This is a genomic window from Ferriphaselus sp. R-1, assembly GCF_000746095.1.
Classification (GTDB): domain Bacteria; phylum Pseudomonadota; class Gammaproteobacteria; order Burkholderiales; family Gallionellaceae; genus Ferriphaselus.
The window spans coordinates 326,255-340,060 of the sequence record NZ_JQKP01000002.1 but is presented as its reverse complement, the minus strand read 5'-3'; the positions used below and the strand labels follow the sequence as shown (position 1 = coordinate 340,060).

Annotated in this window: 14 protein-coding genes; 8 read left to right on the top strand and 6 right to left on the bottom strand. The window is 61.9% G+C overall.

The features are described 5' to 3' along the window. The first annotated feature begins 34 nt into the window (after positions 1–34). Positions 35–238, top strand: a complete 204-nt coding sequence (thiS, locus tag DM08_RS04025) for a sulfur carrier protein ThiS (protein WP_035383322.1) — start codon at positions 35–37, stop codon at positions 236–238. Between the two features lie 24 nt (positions 239–262). After that, the gene (locus DM08_RS04020) at positions 263–1,051 is read left to right on the top strand and encodes a thiazole synthase (RefSeq protein WP_035383321.1); all 789 of its coding nucleotides are present in this window, start codon (positions 263–265) and stop codon (positions 1,049–1,051) included. On the opposite strand, the gene DM08_RS04015 is transcribed toward DM08_RS04020, so the two are convergent. Next, positions 1,048–3,510: an EAL domain-containing protein gene (locus DM08_RS04015; RefSeq protein ID WP_152555772.1), complete on the bottom strand. Its 2,463-nt coding sequence runs from the start codon at positions 3,508–3,510 to the stop codon at positions 1,048–1,050. The genes DM08_RS04020 and DM08_RS04015 overlap by 4 nt on opposite strands. A gap of 83 nt (positions 3,511–3,593) precedes the next feature. Here DM08_RS04015 and trmB point away from each other — a divergent pair, with 83 nt between their 5' ends. Continuing rightward, positions 3,594–4,271: a tRNA (guanosine(46)-N7)-methyltransferase TrmB gene (gene trmB, locus DM08_RS04010; protein WP_035383319.1), complete on the top strand. Its 678-nt coding sequence runs from the start codon at positions 3,594–3,596 to the stop codon at positions 4,269–4,271. 3 nt (positions 4,272–4,274) lie between these two features. Here the strand turns inward: trmB and DM08_RS04005 are convergent, their stop codons facing one another. The 4 genes from DM08_RS04005 to mfd form a co-directional block, all read right to left on the bottom strand. Beyond that, a complete protein-coding gene (locus DM08_RS04005; RefSeq protein ID WP_035383318.1) occupies positions 4,275–4,853 on the bottom strand; it encodes a histidine phosphatase family protein in 579 nt (192 codons plus the stop codon). Positions 4,854–4,884: 31 nt separating this feature from the next. Further along, positions 4,885–6,102, bottom strand: coding sequence for a radical SAM family heme chaperone HemW (gene hemW / locus DM08_RS04000; protein WP_035383317.1), 1,218 nt, complete (start codon positions 6,100–6,102; stop codon positions 4,885–4,887). Between the two features lie 19 nt (positions 6,103–6,121). Further along, positions 6,122–7,399: a DUF445 domain-containing protein gene (locus DM08_RS03995; RefSeq protein WP_035383316.1), complete on the bottom strand. Its 1,278-nt coding sequence runs from the start codon at positions 7,397–7,399 to the stop codon at positions 6,122–6,124. Positions 7,400–7,466: 67 nt separating this feature from the next. Then, on the bottom strand, positions 7,467–10,955 hold the full coding sequence (gene mfd / locus DM08_RS03990; protein WP_035383315.1) for a transcription-repair coupling factor: 3,489 nt from the start codon (positions 10,953–10,955) through the stop codon (positions 7,467–7,469). 102 nt (positions 10,956–11,057) lie between these two features. Here mfd and DM08_RS03985 point away from each other — a divergent pair, with 102 nt between their 5' ends. From DM08_RS03985 to DM08_RS03970, 5 genes are all read left to right on the top strand, one after another. Beyond that, on the top strand, positions 11,058–11,408 hold the full coding sequence (locus DM08_RS03985) for a gamma-butyrobetaine hydroxylase family protein (protein WP_237560213.1): 351 nt from the start codon (positions 11,058–11,060) through the stop codon (positions 11,406–11,408). A gap of 116 nt (positions 11,409–11,524) precedes the next feature. Further along, positions 11,525–12,259: a bifunctional demethylmenaquinone methyltransferase/2-methoxy-6-polyprenyl-1,4-benzoquinol methylase UbiE gene (gene ubiE / locus DM08_RS03980; RefSeq protein ID WP_035383313.1), complete on the top strand. Its 735-nt coding sequence runs from the start codon at positions 11,525–11,527 to the stop codon at positions 12,257–12,259. A gap of 5 nt (positions 12,260–12,264) precedes the next feature. Further along, the gene (locus DM08_RS12485) at positions 12,265–12,885 is read left to right on the top strand and encodes a cold shock domain-containing protein (RefSeq protein ID WP_081908755.1); all 621 of its coding nucleotides are present in this window, start codon (positions 12,265–12,267) and stop codon (positions 12,883–12,885) included. Positions 12,886–12,965: 80 nt separating this feature from the next. Beyond that, positions 12,966–13,304 (top strand): zinc ribbon domain-containing protein YjdM, encoded by a 339-nt coding sequence (locus DM08_RS03975; RefSeq protein ID WP_035383312.1) that lies wholly within the window; start codon positions 12,966–12,968, stop codon positions 13,302–13,304. Next, on the top strand, positions 13,301–13,498 hold the full coding sequence (locus DM08_RS03970; protein WP_237560212.1) for a hypothetical protein: 198 nt from the start codon (positions 13,301–13,303) through the stop codon (positions 13,496–13,498). The genes DM08_RS03975 and DM08_RS03970 overlap by 4 nt, the downstream gene beginning before the upstream one ends. A gap of 10 nt (positions 13,499–13,508) precedes the next feature. On the opposite strand, the gene DM08_RS03965 is transcribed toward DM08_RS03970, so the two are convergent. Further along, complete coding sequence (locus DM08_RS03965; RefSeq protein ID WP_035383311.1) at positions 13,509–13,799, bottom strand: hypothetical protein; 291 nt, start codon at positions 13,797–13,799, stop codon at positions 13,509–13,511. Positions 13,800–13,806 lie beyond the last annotated feature (7 nt).

Sequence of the window (13,806 nt, the reverse complement as noted above, 5' to 3'; positions counted from 1 at the left end):
TGCGGCGCAATTCTAACACGAGCCACACCACAACGTGATTTCAGTCTCCATCAACGGCGCACCCCAGACTTTTGACGCTGCGCCCAGCGTCTCCGAGCTGATCCAGCAGATGCAACTCACCGGCAAGCGGATCGCCATCGAGCGCAACGGCGAGATCGTGCCGCGCAGCCTGTTCGCCGAACAGCGACTGGCCGACGGCGACAAACTTGAGATCGTCGTCGCGGTCGGCGGCGGCTAGCCCCATCAAACCACGGAAAAACACATGAGCAACGATACTCTGACCATCGCCGGCAAGGCGTATTCATCCCGCCTGCTGGTAGGCACCGGCAAATACAAGGATTTTGCGCAGACGCGCGCGGCCATCAATGCCAGCGGCGCCGACATCGTGACGGTGGCGATCCGCCGCACCAACATCGGCCAGAACTCGGGCGAAGCCTCGCTGCTGGATTTCCTGCCGCCCTCCGAGTTCACCTACCTGCCCAACACCGCCGGCTGTTACAGCGCCGACGATGCGGTACGCACGCTGCGTCTGGCGCGTGAACTGCTGGACGACCACCGGCTGGTGAAACTGGAAGTGCTGGGCGACCCGCAGTCGCTCTATCCCAACGTGGTCGAGACCCTGGCCGCCGCCAAAACGCTGGTGAAAGAAGGCTTCGAGGTGATGGTCTATACCTCGGACGACCCCATCATCGCCCAGCAACTGGAAGACATCGGCTGCGCCGCCATCATGCCGCTGGCCTCGCTGATCGGCTCCGGCATGGGCATCCTCAATCCGTGGAATCTGCAACTGATCCTGGAGCGGGTGAAAGTCCCTGTGATCGTGGATGCGGGCGTGGGCACGGCCTCCGATGCCGCCATCGCGATGGAACTGGGCTGTCAGGGTGTGTTGATGAACACCGCCATCGCAGCCGCGCAAGACCCGGTGCTGATGGCTTCGGCGATGAAGAAGGCGGTGGAAGCGGGTCGCGAGGCCTATCTGGCTGGACGGATGCCGAGGAAGTTCTACAGCGCCACGCCCAGCTCGCCGACCAGCGGCATGATAGGTCGCTAAGTTCGACCCTTCAAAAACTCCGTGAATTGCTCGGGCGGCAGCGGCTTGCTGAAATAGTAGCCCTGCCCGATGTCGCAGCCCAGGCCGCGCAGGAAGTCGAGCTGGCGCTCGCTCTCGATCCCTTCCGCGATCAATCCCATCTTCAGGCTGTGTGCCACCGCCACGATGGCGGTGACGATGGCCTCGTCATCCGCATCGATGCCGATGTCACGCACGAACGACTGGTCGATCTTCAGGGTGTCGATCGGGAAGCGCTTGAGATAGCTCAGGCTGGAATAGCCGGTGCCGAAATCGTCGATGGCGATCTGGATGCCCAGGCTGCGCAACTGCTCCAGCAATAGCGAAGTCTCCTCGATGTTGCTAATCATGGTGCTCTCGGTGATCTCCAGCTTCAGCTGCTGCGCGGGCAGACCGGACAGGCGCAGCGCATGGATGATGGCCTGGTGCAGATCCCCGGTGTCGAACTGGCGCACGGAAAGGTTGATCGCCACTTGCAGGACATGGCCCTGATCCCGCCACTGTTTGGCCTGCCGGCAAGCCTCGTTCAGTATCCAGTCACCGATGCTGGTGATCAGACCGGTATCCTCGGCGATCTCGACGAAACTGGCGGGGCTGAGCAAGCCACGTTGCGGATGCTCCCAGCGGAGCAACGCCTCCATGCCGACCACCACATCGGTCTTGAGGTCTACCAACGGCTGGTAATAGAGCCTCAACTCACTCTGCTGCAACGCCAACCGCAAGCCATTCTCGACCTCCAGGCGCTCGCGCGCCACACTGTCGATCTGCTCGGTAAAAAATTGGGCATGGTTACGGCCATTCGCCTTGGCGTGATACATCGCCGCATCCGCCATCCGCATCAGGTGACCCGGCTCCTTGCCGTCACGCGGGTACTGGCTGATGCCGATGCTGACCCCGATATGCAAGGTGTGCCCTTCGATCGAGAAGGCCTGCGCCATGGCGGCGAGCACCCGGTCGGCCACCTCGGTCACATCGGCATCCGACTGGAAGGTAGGCAACAGGACCACGAACTCGTCTCCCCCCAGACGTGCGACCGTATCACCCTCCCCCAGGCAGGATTCGATGCGTTGTGCCGCGATCTGCAGCAACGTATCCCCGATGTGGTGGCCGAGCGAGTCGTTGATATGCTTGAAATGATCGAGGTCGAGGAACAGTACGGCCAGCTTGTGGCTCTCGCGGTGCGCCTGATGGATGGCTTGCAGGATGCGATCCTGCAACAGGCTACGGTTAGGCAAGCCGGTCAGCGCATCGTGATGCGCCAGATTCCAGATGGTCTGTTGCGACTGCTTGTGTTCGGTGATGTCGCGCGAATGCACCACGATGCCGTCCACGGCAGGATTCGCCAGCTCGTTGCGAGCGAAGGCCTCCAGAATGCGCCAAGAGCCATCCTTGTGGCGGGTACGGAACTCGATGGGCCGCACCATCTCGTAACCTGAGATCACTTGCTCGAACTTGTACTGCACCGCGTCCTTGTCTTGCGGGTGAATGATCTCGAAGATGCTCTGCCCGATCAGCTCTTCCGGATCGTAACCCAAGGCATCCTTGACTGCCGGGCTCTCATATTTGGCGATACCTTCCGCACTCAGGATGGTGAAGATGTCGCGCACCCGTTCGGTCATGGTGCGGAAGCGCTCCTCGCTGTCGCGCAGTTCACGCGTCATCTCGCGCACCCGTCGCTCGGCCTGCAAGGCGATGCGGGCATCCATCATCCCCAGCAGCAATGTCGCGGTGAGGATCAGGCCGGAACAGATCGCCACGATCACGGCCAGCAGATTGCCACTGAACTCGGGCGCAGCAACGGTACACACGGTATCGGGCGCAAAGATGGCACCCGCCATGCCGACATAGTGCATGCCGACGATGGCAGCACCCATCAGCACCGCACTCCCAGCCTTCTTCCAGATCGGCGCGGGGCTGTGGTCACCACGCAGAGAGAAGGTCAGCCACAACGCCGCGATGGATGCCAGCACCGCGATGACGATGGACAGGCTGAACAGCCCTGGATCATGACGTATGGGAGGCGACACCCGCATCGCCTGCATCCCCAGATAATGCATGGCCGCGATGCCCAGCCCCATGACGGTGCCGGTGAGAATCAGCGAACCCAGACCCAGCGACTTGCGGCTGGCCATGAACAGCGCCAAGCCGGAGACCGCATTGGCCACCAGCAAGGACAGCAAGGTCATGGGAATGTCATAGGCGATGGGCACCGGCAGATTGAAGGCCAGCATGCCGATGAAGTGCATCGCCCAGACACCGCATCCCATCGACAGCGTGCCGCCCGCCAGCCAGAATCTGCGCTGGCCGACACGCCGGGCCGCGTTGGTGCGCGAAGCCATATCCAGACCGACATATGAGGCCATGACCGCAATGCCGATGGATAACAGAACCAACCAGATGTCGTAATTGCCCTGCATCAACTCGCCCTTGTGATGACTCACCCTCAAGAGTCCGTGGTGGCAATGGCGGACTCGGGTAAAATTCTACTCCATTCGAGCCACGCGGCTATTCATTAAAACCTGTCATGACCGAAACCACTCACCGACACATCCGCAGCTTTGTTCTGCGCCAAGGGCGGGTCTCGCCCGCCCAGCAACGTGCCGTTGACACACTGATGCCGCGCTTCGGCATCACTTACGCGCCCCAGCCGCTGGACCTGGAACTTGCCTTTGGCCGACCGGCACCGAAGATCCTGGAGATAGGCTTCGGCATGGGCGACAGCACCGCCGCTATTGCCGCAGCCAAGCCTGAGAACGACTATCTGACACTGGAAGTGCATACGCCGGGGGTAGGGAACTTGCTCAAACTGATCGACGAGCAAGGCTTGAACAACATCCGCATCATCCAGCACGATGCCGTGGAAGTGCTGCGCGACATGATCGCTGATGGCTCCCTCGACGGCGTGCACATCTACTTCCCCGATCCGTGGCACAAGGCGCGCCACAACAAGCGCCGTCTGGTGCAGTCACCCTTTGTCGCCAGCCTGATGCCCAAACTCAAGACCGGCGGATACATCCACTTCGCCACCGATTGGCAGGAATATGCGGAGCAGGCGCTGGCGGTATTCAGCGCCGAACCACAATTGGAGAACACCGCCGACGGCTATGCGCCCCGCCCCGATTACCGGCCTCTGACCAAGTTCGAGCAGCGCGGCATCCGGCTAGGACACGGGGTATGGGATCTGATCTTCAAGAAGCGCTGAGCCTCACGGCTCGACGTTGATGGTCACGATGGAGAACTTGCCGCCGGCATCCTGCTTCAAATGGGTGATGCGCGCATTCTCCAGCCCCGGCAGATCATCGCGACTCACTCCCAGCAGCTTGGCCAGCAACACCTGCCCCGAATGGTAATGAGCGACGACCAATATGGTCTTGCCGGAATTGCCATAGCGCTGACGGATCATGTCAGCAGCGCGCCAGACTTGCTCTGTACCCGCCACATATTTGGGATCGTCCCGATCACGCTGCCAGCAACACTCGGTGAGCTCCTGCCAGGTTTCGGCTGACTTGCCGCTCTGCTCCAGATAGGGACGGATGGTCTGCTGGGTACGCTCGGTCGGGCTGACCAGAATGGCATCGAAGCGATAACCTTTGAGCGCCGCCGTCAGCGCCTCGACCTGCGCCAAGCCAGCCTCGCTGAAGGTGCTGCTGGTCTGGGTGGTGTGTACGCCTTGGGCGTTGGCCTGAGTCTGCGCATGACGCACGAAGTAGAGGTCCAGCCCCTCCCCGGCATACGCGCTGGCACAAAGCAGGGATAGCAACAGTGCGACGATACGATGGATCATGGCGGCCTCCGTTGGGTGAGCCGTCAGACTATCAATCCTTCAGGAAGATTGCCAGCAGATCGTTGAGGAAACGCCGCCCCAGTTCGGTCGGCGCGATGCGCCCGCCGTCCTGCACCAACAAGCCGCGCCGCTCGGCCTCGGCCAGCTCGCGGCGGATCAGCAGCAGCGGCAAACTGGTACGCTCCTCGAACAGCGCAGCATCGCATCCCTCGTTCAGCCGCAGCGCGTTCATCATGAACTCGAAGCTCAGATCGTCCCGGCTGAGCGTGTGCTCGCTCTGCACCTGCGTGCCGTTAGCGACAGCGTCCAGATAGGCTTGCGGCTGCTTGTGGCGCGCCTGACGCATCACCTTGTCGTGGAAACTCAGCTTGCTGTGCGCCCCCGCGCCAATGCCGAGATAATCGCCGAACTGCCAGTAGTTCTGGTTGTGGCGTGAGTGTTTTCTGGGTTGCGCGTAGGCCGAGGTTTCGTAGTGCCGGTAGCCGTGTGCGGCCATCAGCTCGCCGATGCGCTGCTGCATCTCGGCGCTGGCATCGTCGTCCGGCAGCACGGGCGGCTGATGGGCGAACAGCGTGTTTGGCTCCAGCGTGAGGTGGTAATACGAAAGATGCGGCGGCGCGAAGCTCAGCGCGGCACGCAGGTCAGCCTCAGCCTCGGCCAGCGTCTGCTGCGGTAGCGCGTACATCAGGTCGAGGTTGAAATTGTCGAAGTGCCGCTGCGCCAGTTCGATGGCATGACGCGCCTCGTCCGCCGAATGGATGCGCCCCAGCGCCTTGAGATGAGCATCGTTGAAGCTCTGGATGCCCAGCGACAGCCGGTTCACGCCCGCATCGCGGTATGCGGCGAAACGCCCGGCCTCCACCGTGCCGGGATTGGCTTCCAGCGTGATCTCCGCATCGTGCTCCAGCGTCAAACGCATGCGCAGCCCGGTCAGCAAGCGCTCCACCGCCGCGCCACTCAACAGACTGGGCGTGCCGCCACCGATGAACACGCTGACCACCCGACGTCCCCAGATCAGCGGCAGCGCCGACTCCAGGTCGCGCAACAGCGCCTCGACATAAGCCTCCTCCGGCAGACCACCGCCCTGCGACAGGCTCGGGGCAGGCTTGGCCTCGTGCGAATTGAAGTCGCAATAGGGACATTTGCGCACGCACCAGGGGATGTGGACGTACAGCGCCAGCGGCGGCATGATTTTGAAGGTGAGCGGGGTGGAGCGCAGCCCGAACGGCTGCAGGATTTGAGTGTTCATGCCGCCATTCTACCGGCAGTCAGCGCAGCCACTGCGTCACTGTGTAGATCAGCAAGCCGATACTGCCACCAACCAGGGTGCCGTTGATGCGGATGAATTGCAGGTCACGGCCTATGTTGTGCTCCAGCGCTCCCACCAACTCTCCGGTATCCCAGGCATCCACCCGCTCCGCGATGTAACGCCGGATGTCTTCGCGGTATTGCTCTATCCAGCGCGGCGCGGCGACCATGATCTGCTCATTGATCCAGGCACGCATGGGTTCGTCGCCCTGCAACTTCTCGCCCAGCAACTGCACGGTGGCGGTGACGCGGGTACGCAGCACCGAATCCTCGCGTCCCAGATCGTCGCGCAGCCAGTCGAGCAGGTCGTGCCAGGCCTGACTCAAGGCATCGGACAGTTGCGGATGATGGAGCAGATGCGCCTTGATCTGTTCGCCCTTCAGATGCATGTCGGGGTCGTCCTTGAGACGCAGGACGAAATCGGCGACGTAGTGATCGAAGCGCTCGCGCAGCGGGTGACGGGTATCGCGGCAGATGTCGGCGATCAATCCGGACAAGCCACTGACCAGTTTGGCCGTGGAGTAGCGCGCGCCCAACTCGTCCACGCCCAGCCTTTGCAAGGTACCGCCGAGGTAGTTCATGCTGCGCAGCTCACCGGCGATGGCCTCGCTCACCTGCTCCTGCACATGCGGGCTGGCCAGCAACTCGTCCAGCATGCGCAAGGCCTCGTCCAGCAGCGCCTGGTGCCGCCGGTCGTGCGTCAGCAGGTCCAGCACCTCGCCGCTGGCGCGGGCGAAGTCCACCTGTTCCAGCCGGGCGATGGCGGTATCGCGAATGAAGTGCTGCACCCGGCTGTCTTCCAGCGCGATCAGGCTGTAGCGGGCGGCATCAGCGGACAAGCGCCCCAGCAGCTGCGCCTGTTGTGGCGTGGCCAGCCAGTTCGCCAGTCTGGCCGCCGGATCGAATTCGCGGATCTTGGCCAGCACCTGCTCGGTACTCAGGAAATGCTGACAGATAAAGGCGGCGAGATTGTTGCCGATGCGCTGCTTGTTCTGCGGGATGATGGCGGTGTGAGGGATGGGCAGGCCGAACGGGCGGCGGAACAGCGCCACCACGGCGAACCAGTCGGCGATCGCGCCCACCATCGCTGCTTCGGCGAAGGCCGCAACGTAACCGAACAGCGGATGGAAGCGGTGCAATGCCATCGCCAGTGCATACAGCACCGCCGCTGCCAGTAGCAGATACAGTGCGAAGCGCTTCATCCGCTGAAGTTGTTCGATCTGGCTGAGTGTCGGCATGGCCCTCGTCCCCAAGTTGCGCAGAGTATAGCCCAGAAGTCCGGCCCGGGCCGCTTGCAGCAGCGCGCTAACCCAGCTCCCCAAGGAAGTTCCCGATCGCCAGCACGCGCTGCGTGAGGTCGTGGTATTTCAGCTCGATACGCAGCTTGTCTTGCCCCACCAGTTTGTAGTGCCGTTTGGTCTGGATCAGCTTGATGATCTTCATCGGGTCGATGGGCGGGTTCGGCACGAACTGCACCTGGATGGCTTCGGTCGAAGCATCCAGCTTGGCGATGCCCAACGGTTTCGCGGCGATGCGCAGCTGGTGGCACAGCAGCAGTGCCTCGGCGGCCTCCGGCAGCAGGCCGAAGCGGTCGATCAGTTCGGCTTGCAACGCTTCCAGCTCGCTCAGATCAGTACAACTGGCCAGCCGTTTGTACAGCACCAGGCGCTGGTGGATGTCGCCGCAATAGTCGTTGGGCAACAACGCCGGGGTGTGCAGATTGATCTCGGTGGTCACGCCCAGCGGATGCGCCATGTCCGGCTCGTGTCCCTGGCGCAGCGAGGTGATGGCGGCGTTGAGCATGTCGGTGTAGAGGGCGAAACCGATCTCCTGCATCTCGCCGCTCTGCGATTCGCCCAACACTTCGCCCGCGCCGCGTATCTCCAGATCGTGCATGGCGAGGTAGAAGCCGCTGCCCAGCTGCTCCATCGCCTGGATCGCTTCGAGGCGCTTCTTGGCCTGGGCGGTCAAGCCCTCCAGACTATCGACCAGCAGATAAGCGTAGGCCTGATGGTGCGAGCGACCGACGCGGCCACGCAACTGGTGTAGCTGCGCCAGGCCGAAGCGGTCGGCGCGGTTCATGATAATGGTGTTGGCGGACGGCACGTCGATGCCGGTCTCGATGATGGTTGAGCACAGCAGCACATTGAAGCGCTGGTGAGTGAAGTCGCGCATCACCGCTTCCAGTTCGCGCTCGCCCATCTGACCGTGCGCCATGCGGATGCGCGCCTCGGGCAACAGGCTGGTGAGCTTTTCCAGCATGTTGGGCATGGTGTCCACCTCGTTGTGCAAGAAGTACACCTGGCCGCCGCGCTTGAGTTCGCGCAGCACGGCTTCGCGGATCACGCCCTGGCTGTATTGGCTGACGAAGGTTTTGATCGACAAACGGCGCTGCGGCGCGGTGGCGATCACCGAAAAGTCGCGCAGCCCTTCCAGCGACATCGCCAGCGTGCGCGGGATGGGCGTGGCGGTCAGCGTCAGCACGTCCACCTCGGCGCGTAGCGCCTTGAGCCGCTCCTTCTGCTGCACGCCGAAGCGGTGCTCTTCGTCGATGATGACGAGGCCGAGGTTGGCGAACTTGATGTCCTTCTGAATCAGCTTGTGGGTACCGATCACGATGTCCACCTTGCCCTCAGACAGCTCTTGCAACGCCTGCGCGGATTCCTTGGTGGAGCGGAAACGCGACAGCTCGGTCAACCGCACCGGGAAATCGGCAAAGCGGGTGGAGAAGTTCTGGTAATGCTGCTCGACCAGCAGCGTAGTGGGGGCCAACACCGCCACCTGCTTGCCTTCCATCGCAGCGATGAAGGCGGCGCGCAAAGCCACCTCGGTCTTGCCGAAACCCACATCGCCGCAGATCAGCCTATCCATCGGCTTGCCCGACTGCAGATCGAGGATGACGGCCTCGATGGCGGCAGCCTGATCGGCGGTCTCCTCGAAACCGAACCCAGCGGCGAAGGCCTCGTAGTCGTGATATGTCAGCTTGAAGGCATGTCCCTTCCGCGTGGCGCGCTGGGCATAGAGGTTGAGCAGCTCGGCGGCGGTGTCGCGCACCTGCTGCATGGCGCGACGCTTGGCCTTGTCCCACGCCCCGCTGCCCAGCTTGTGCAAAGGCGCATCTTCCGCCGCGCCGCCGCTGTAACGGCTGATGACGTGCAGTTGCGACACCGGCACGTAGAGCTTGTCCTCGCTCGCATACTGCAACAGCAGAAACTCGTTGTCGCCCTCGCCCAGATCCAGCGTGATCAGCCCTTGATAACGCCCGATGCCGTGCTGTTCATGCACCACCGCGTCGCCCGGCTTAAGTTCGGACAGGTCGCGCAACATGCCTTCGACGCTGCTCTTCTTGGCACCGCGCGCGCTGCGGCTCTTGGGCTGCGTGGCATACAGCTCGGTCTCGGTGACGATGGCACAGTGCTCGTCGGGCAGGATGAAACCGCGCTGCAAGGGGCCGACCCCCAGCATGAACGACGCTTTGCCTTGCTTGAAGTCGGCGTAACTCTCACACGTCTCCGGCGTCAGCCCGTACTCGCGCAGGTAGCCCGCCATGATCTCGCGCCGCCCCAGCGACTCCGCCAGCAACAGCACGCGCCCATCGTGGCGCTGGATGAAGGACTGGAACGCCAGCACCGGCACCTCCGCCTTGCGGTCCACGGCGATGGGCGGAATGGGGGCGGTGGGGCACGGAGTGGAGGTTTGGGGTACTTCCCTCTCCCCTAACCCCTCTCCCGGAGGGCGAGGGGAATCAGAACCCCCTCTCCCCTCGGGAGAGGGCTGGGGTGAGGGCACCCCAGCGGCAAGCACATCTACCCGCCCAAATTCCTTGACCCGTCCAAAAAACTGCTCGCCATCCATGAACAGCTCTTTCGGCTCCAGCAGCGGGCGCTGCGGATCGCCGCGCAGCAGCTTGTAACGGCTGGCGGCATCCTTGCCGAACTCGGTGACGGCCTCGTTCACGGCGTGGTGCAGGCACAGCGTGGCCGCCGGCGGCAGGTAGTCGAACAAGGTGGCGGTCTCGCCGAAGAACAGCGGCAGGTAGTACTCGATGCCCGCCGGGGCGATGCCCTTGCTCACATCCTTGTAGATGCTGGCCTTGGACGGATCGCCCTCGAAGCGTTCGCGGAAATTCTGGCGGAAGCGCGCCTGTCCGGCCTCATCCAGCGGAAATTCGCGGGCGGGCAACAGGCGGATGTCCGGCACCGGATAGATGGTGCGCTGCGTGTCCACGTCGAAGGTGGCGATGGTCTCGATCTCGTCGTCGAACAGGTCGATGCGATACGGCACCGGGCTGCCCATGGGGAACAGGTCGATCAGCCCGCCGCGCACGCAATACTCGCCGGGGGTGAGCACCTGCTGCACGTGGGTGTAGCCTGCCAGCGTCATTTGCGCACGGAAAGTGTCTAGCACCAGCCGCTCGCCCTTGTTCATGAAAAAGGTGTACGCCGCCATGTAACTCACCGGCGGCAGCGGGTAGAGCGCGGTGGTCACCGGCACGATGATCACGTCGCACATCCCGGTGCGGATATGGTGCAGCGTCGCCAGCCGCTCGGAGACCAGATCCTGATGCGGCGAGAAATGGTCGTAAGGCAGCGTCTCCCAGTCAGGCAGCAGGTGCACGCGCAGCTCAGGATCGAAGTAGGGCAGCTCTTCCACCAGCCGCTGCGCCTCGCGCGCGTCCGCCGTCAGGATCACCAGCGGGGATTTCTGCCGGGCGAGTTGCGCCAGCGCCAAGGCATCAGACGAACCGTGCAGGTTGGCGTAGCGGGGACGGGAATGGGTGGAATCGAACAGCATGACAGCGGCGCAGCAAATCGGGCGTGCATTATAAGCCAGCACGGTCTGCGCCGTGTTTGCCCGGTATATAATGGCCGCCGTTTTATGCCATTGATGTCAGCCATGCCCACACCCACCGAGATCACCGCGCACCAGAGTTCGCGCAAGCTGGAGATCGCCTTTGACGACGGCGCACGCTACACCCTGCCGTTCGAGTTCCTGCGCGTCTATTCCCCCTCCGCCGAAGTGCGTGGCCACGGCCCTGGGCAGGAGACGCTGCAAGTGGGTAAGCGCAACGTCGGCATCAGCGATATCCAGCCTTCGGGCAGCTACGGCGTGAAACTGGTGTATGACGACGGCCACGATTCCGGCATTTATACCTGGGCCTACCTGTATGAGCTGGGGCAGGATCAGGATGGCCTGTGGCAGGACTATCTGCAACGGCTGGAAGCGGCGGGCGCAAGCCGGGATTGACGACGTATCCCCTCTCCCATTGAATGGGAGAGGGGCAGGGAAGAGGCTAGGCGCGCAGCACCCTCTTCCTGGCCCTCCCCCTCAAGGGGGAGGGGATAATTAGCTAAGGAGTTGAGATGAGCAAAACCACCCATTTTGGTTTCCAGACCGTCGCTGAAGAAGAAAAAGCCAAGAAGGTGGCGGGCGTGTTCACCTCCGTCGCCAGCAAATACGACGTGATGAACGACCTGATGTCCGCCGGTCTACACCGCATCTGGAAGCGCTTCGCCGTCAGCATCAGCGGCGTGCGCGCCGGCGACCGCGTGCTGGACGTGGCGGGCGGCTCGGCGGACATGTCGCGCCTGTTCCTGAAGAAGGTCGGCAGCGGCGGCCAGGTCGTCCTCACCGACATCAACAACGCTATGCTGCGCGTGGGTCGCGACCGCCTGCTGGACGAAGGCATCGTCACCCCCACCTCGCAGTGCGACGCCGAACACCTGCCCTTCCCGGACAACTACTTCGACTGCGTCAACATCTCCTTCGGCCTGCGCAACGTCACCCACAAGGATGCCGCCCTGCGCGAGATGACCCGCGTGCTCAAACCCGGCGGCCGCGTCATCGTGCTGGAATTCTCCAAAGTCGCCAAACCGCTGGAAAAGGGCTACGACCTCTACTCCTTCAAGCTGCTGCCGCTGATGGGCAAACTCGTCGCCGACGACCCCGACAGCTACCGCTACCTCGCCGAATCCATCCGCATGCACCCGGGGCAGGAAGAACTGAAGCAGATGATGACCGACGCCGGACTCTCCCGCGTCGACTACTTCAACCTCACCGGCGGCGTCGTGGCGGTGCATCGGGGGTATAAGCTGTAATCGAGATGAAATTCGTCGGTAAACTTTCCAAGTGGAATGACGAGCGGGGATTCGGTTTTATCGAACCCTCACAAGGTGGCGATCAGATCTTTGTTCATATATCGTCCTTTCCAAAGGATAGTCCTCGGCCAATTGTTGGCGAGAGCCTGACCTTTGGAATTGCGCTAAGTGAGCGGGGAAAGAAACAGGCGATCAATGTTGAACGGGCATTGAAATCCACGCGCTCATCTGTGCATACGGGCTACAAACTTGGCCGCTCTCCGCGACGTGGTGGTTTTCTTGCAAAATTAGCTCTGCCCTTCTTTGTCGTGCTTTGTTTCTATGGCTATGCTGAGTTCTCGAAGCGCTCCCCGGAGCCCATTGGGCAGATTCCCAGTTCATTGCAGCCTAAAATGGACAATGCGTCAGACGCCTTGCCCCCACCAAAGTCCGCTGCCGAACACCCCCTTTTACAACCCATCACTCGACAGTGTGATGGCCGTATTTTCTGCTCACAAATGACTGATTGTGATGAGGCCAAGTATTTTCTGTCTAACTGTCCCAACACGAAAATGGATGGCGACAACGACGGAATACCTTGCGAAAGTCAGCACTGCGATAATTTCGGGGATCAGCTACTCCCCTGACATAGATCACAGAAACCAGTGCCAGAAGGACAAACACACATCCCAGCATCTCCATCCTACCGAAAGATTAAAGGAACCCTATGACCGTCCTCCCTCCCTGCCCCAAATGCAATTCCGAATACACCTACGAAGACGGCGACAATTTTGTCTGTCCCGAGTGCGCGCATGAGTGGCCGAAGGTCGCCGCTGAAGCGGTTGAAGAAACCAAGGTGTTCAAGGATGCCTTCGGCACCGTGCTGAACGACGGCGACACCGTGACGGTGATCAAGGACTTGAAGATCAAGGGTTCGTCGTCGGTGGTGAAGGTCGGCACCAAGGTGAAGAACATCCGCCTGGTGGACGGCGACCACGACATCGACTGCAAGATCGACGGCATCGGCGCGATGCAGTTGAAGACGGAGTTCGTGAAAAAGGCATGAACATGAGTAATTGGGGCTGTCCGCATCTGGTGGATGACAAGTGCGAGCGGGTGAATCACTTGCCGTGCGAGCTGGGCATGAAGGGCTGCGTGCTGTTCGGGCGCTTCCGCTTCTTCGACGAGAGCAAGAATCGCCCTAAGCCGCTTGCGCCTACGCCCGCGACCAAATCTGCTGCTGAGGATAAAGCCGAGTAGTCCTGCGCCTTTACCAGGAGCGCGCGCCGAATTTGTAGCTGCGCCCTGTCTCTGTTTGTGGCGGCTCCTCGACCGCTTTAACTTGGGGCGGAGGGGCGACCGGCAGCAGGATGCCGCGCAACCGCAGCACCATCATCAGCAACTCTTCGTCATCGGCAAGGTTCTCGATCTCGGATAAGCGGGTGCGGGCATACGCGCTGTCGGTCTTGAGCAGGTCAAGGTCTACCAGTTGATTGAGCTGTCGCCGCACCTGCAGTTTGAAGCGCGCCATCAACTGCATCAATTCCAATTCTTCCGTCATTTCTGTC

What these genes read in the sequence shown, in the direction of transcription:
- hemW (WP_035383317.1), bottom strand. Translation starts at nt 6,102, where the DNA reads ATGAACACTCAAATCCTGCAGCCGTTCGGGCTGCGCTCCACCCCGCTC.
- DM08_RS03965 (WP_035383311.1), bottom strand. Translation starts at nt 13,799, where the DNA reads ATGACGGAAGAATTGGAATTGATGCAGTTGATGGCGCGCTTCAAACTG.
- DM08_RS03995 (WP_035383316.1), bottom strand. Translation starts at nt 7,399, where the DNA reads ATGCCGACACTCAGCCAGATCGAACAACTTCAGCGGATGAAGCGCTTC.
- DM08_RS03975 (WP_035383312.1), top strand. Translation starts at nt 12,966, where the DNA reads ATGACCGTCCTCCCTCCCTGCCCCAAATGCAATTCCGAATACACCTAC.
- DM08_RS04020 (WP_035383321.1), top strand. Translation starts at nt 263, where the DNA reads ATGAGCAACGATACTCTGACCATCGCCGGCAAGGCGTATTCATCCCGC.
- ubiE (WP_035383313.1), top strand. Translation starts at nt 11,525, where the DNA reads ATGAGCAAAACCACCCATTTTGGTTTCCAGACCGTCGCTGAAGAAGAA.
- DM08_RS04005 (WP_035383318.1), bottom strand. Translation starts at nt 4,853, where the DNA reads ATGATCCATCGTATCGTCGCACTGTTGCTATCCCTGCTTTGTGCCAGC.
- DM08_RS03970 (WP_237560212.1), top strand. Translation starts at nt 13,301, where the DNA reads ATGAACATGAGTAATTGGGGCTGTCCGCATCTGGTGGATGACAAGTGC.
- DM08_RS12485 (WP_081908755.1), top strand. Translation starts at nt 12,265, where the DNA reads ATGAAATTCGTCGGTAAACTTTCCAAGTGGAATGACGAGCGGGGATTC.
- DM08_RS03985 (WP_237560213.1), top strand. Translation starts at nt 11,058, where the DNA reads ATGCCCACACCCACCGAGATCACCGCGCACCAGAGTTCGCGCAAGCTG.
- mfd (WP_035383315.1), bottom strand. Translation starts at nt 10,955, where the DNA reads ATGCTGTTCGATTCCACCCATTCCCGTCCCCGCTACGCCAACCTGCAC.
- trmB (WP_035383319.1), top strand. Translation starts at nt 3,594, where the DNA reads ATGACCGAAACCACTCACCGACACATCCGCAGCTTTGTTCTGCGCCAA.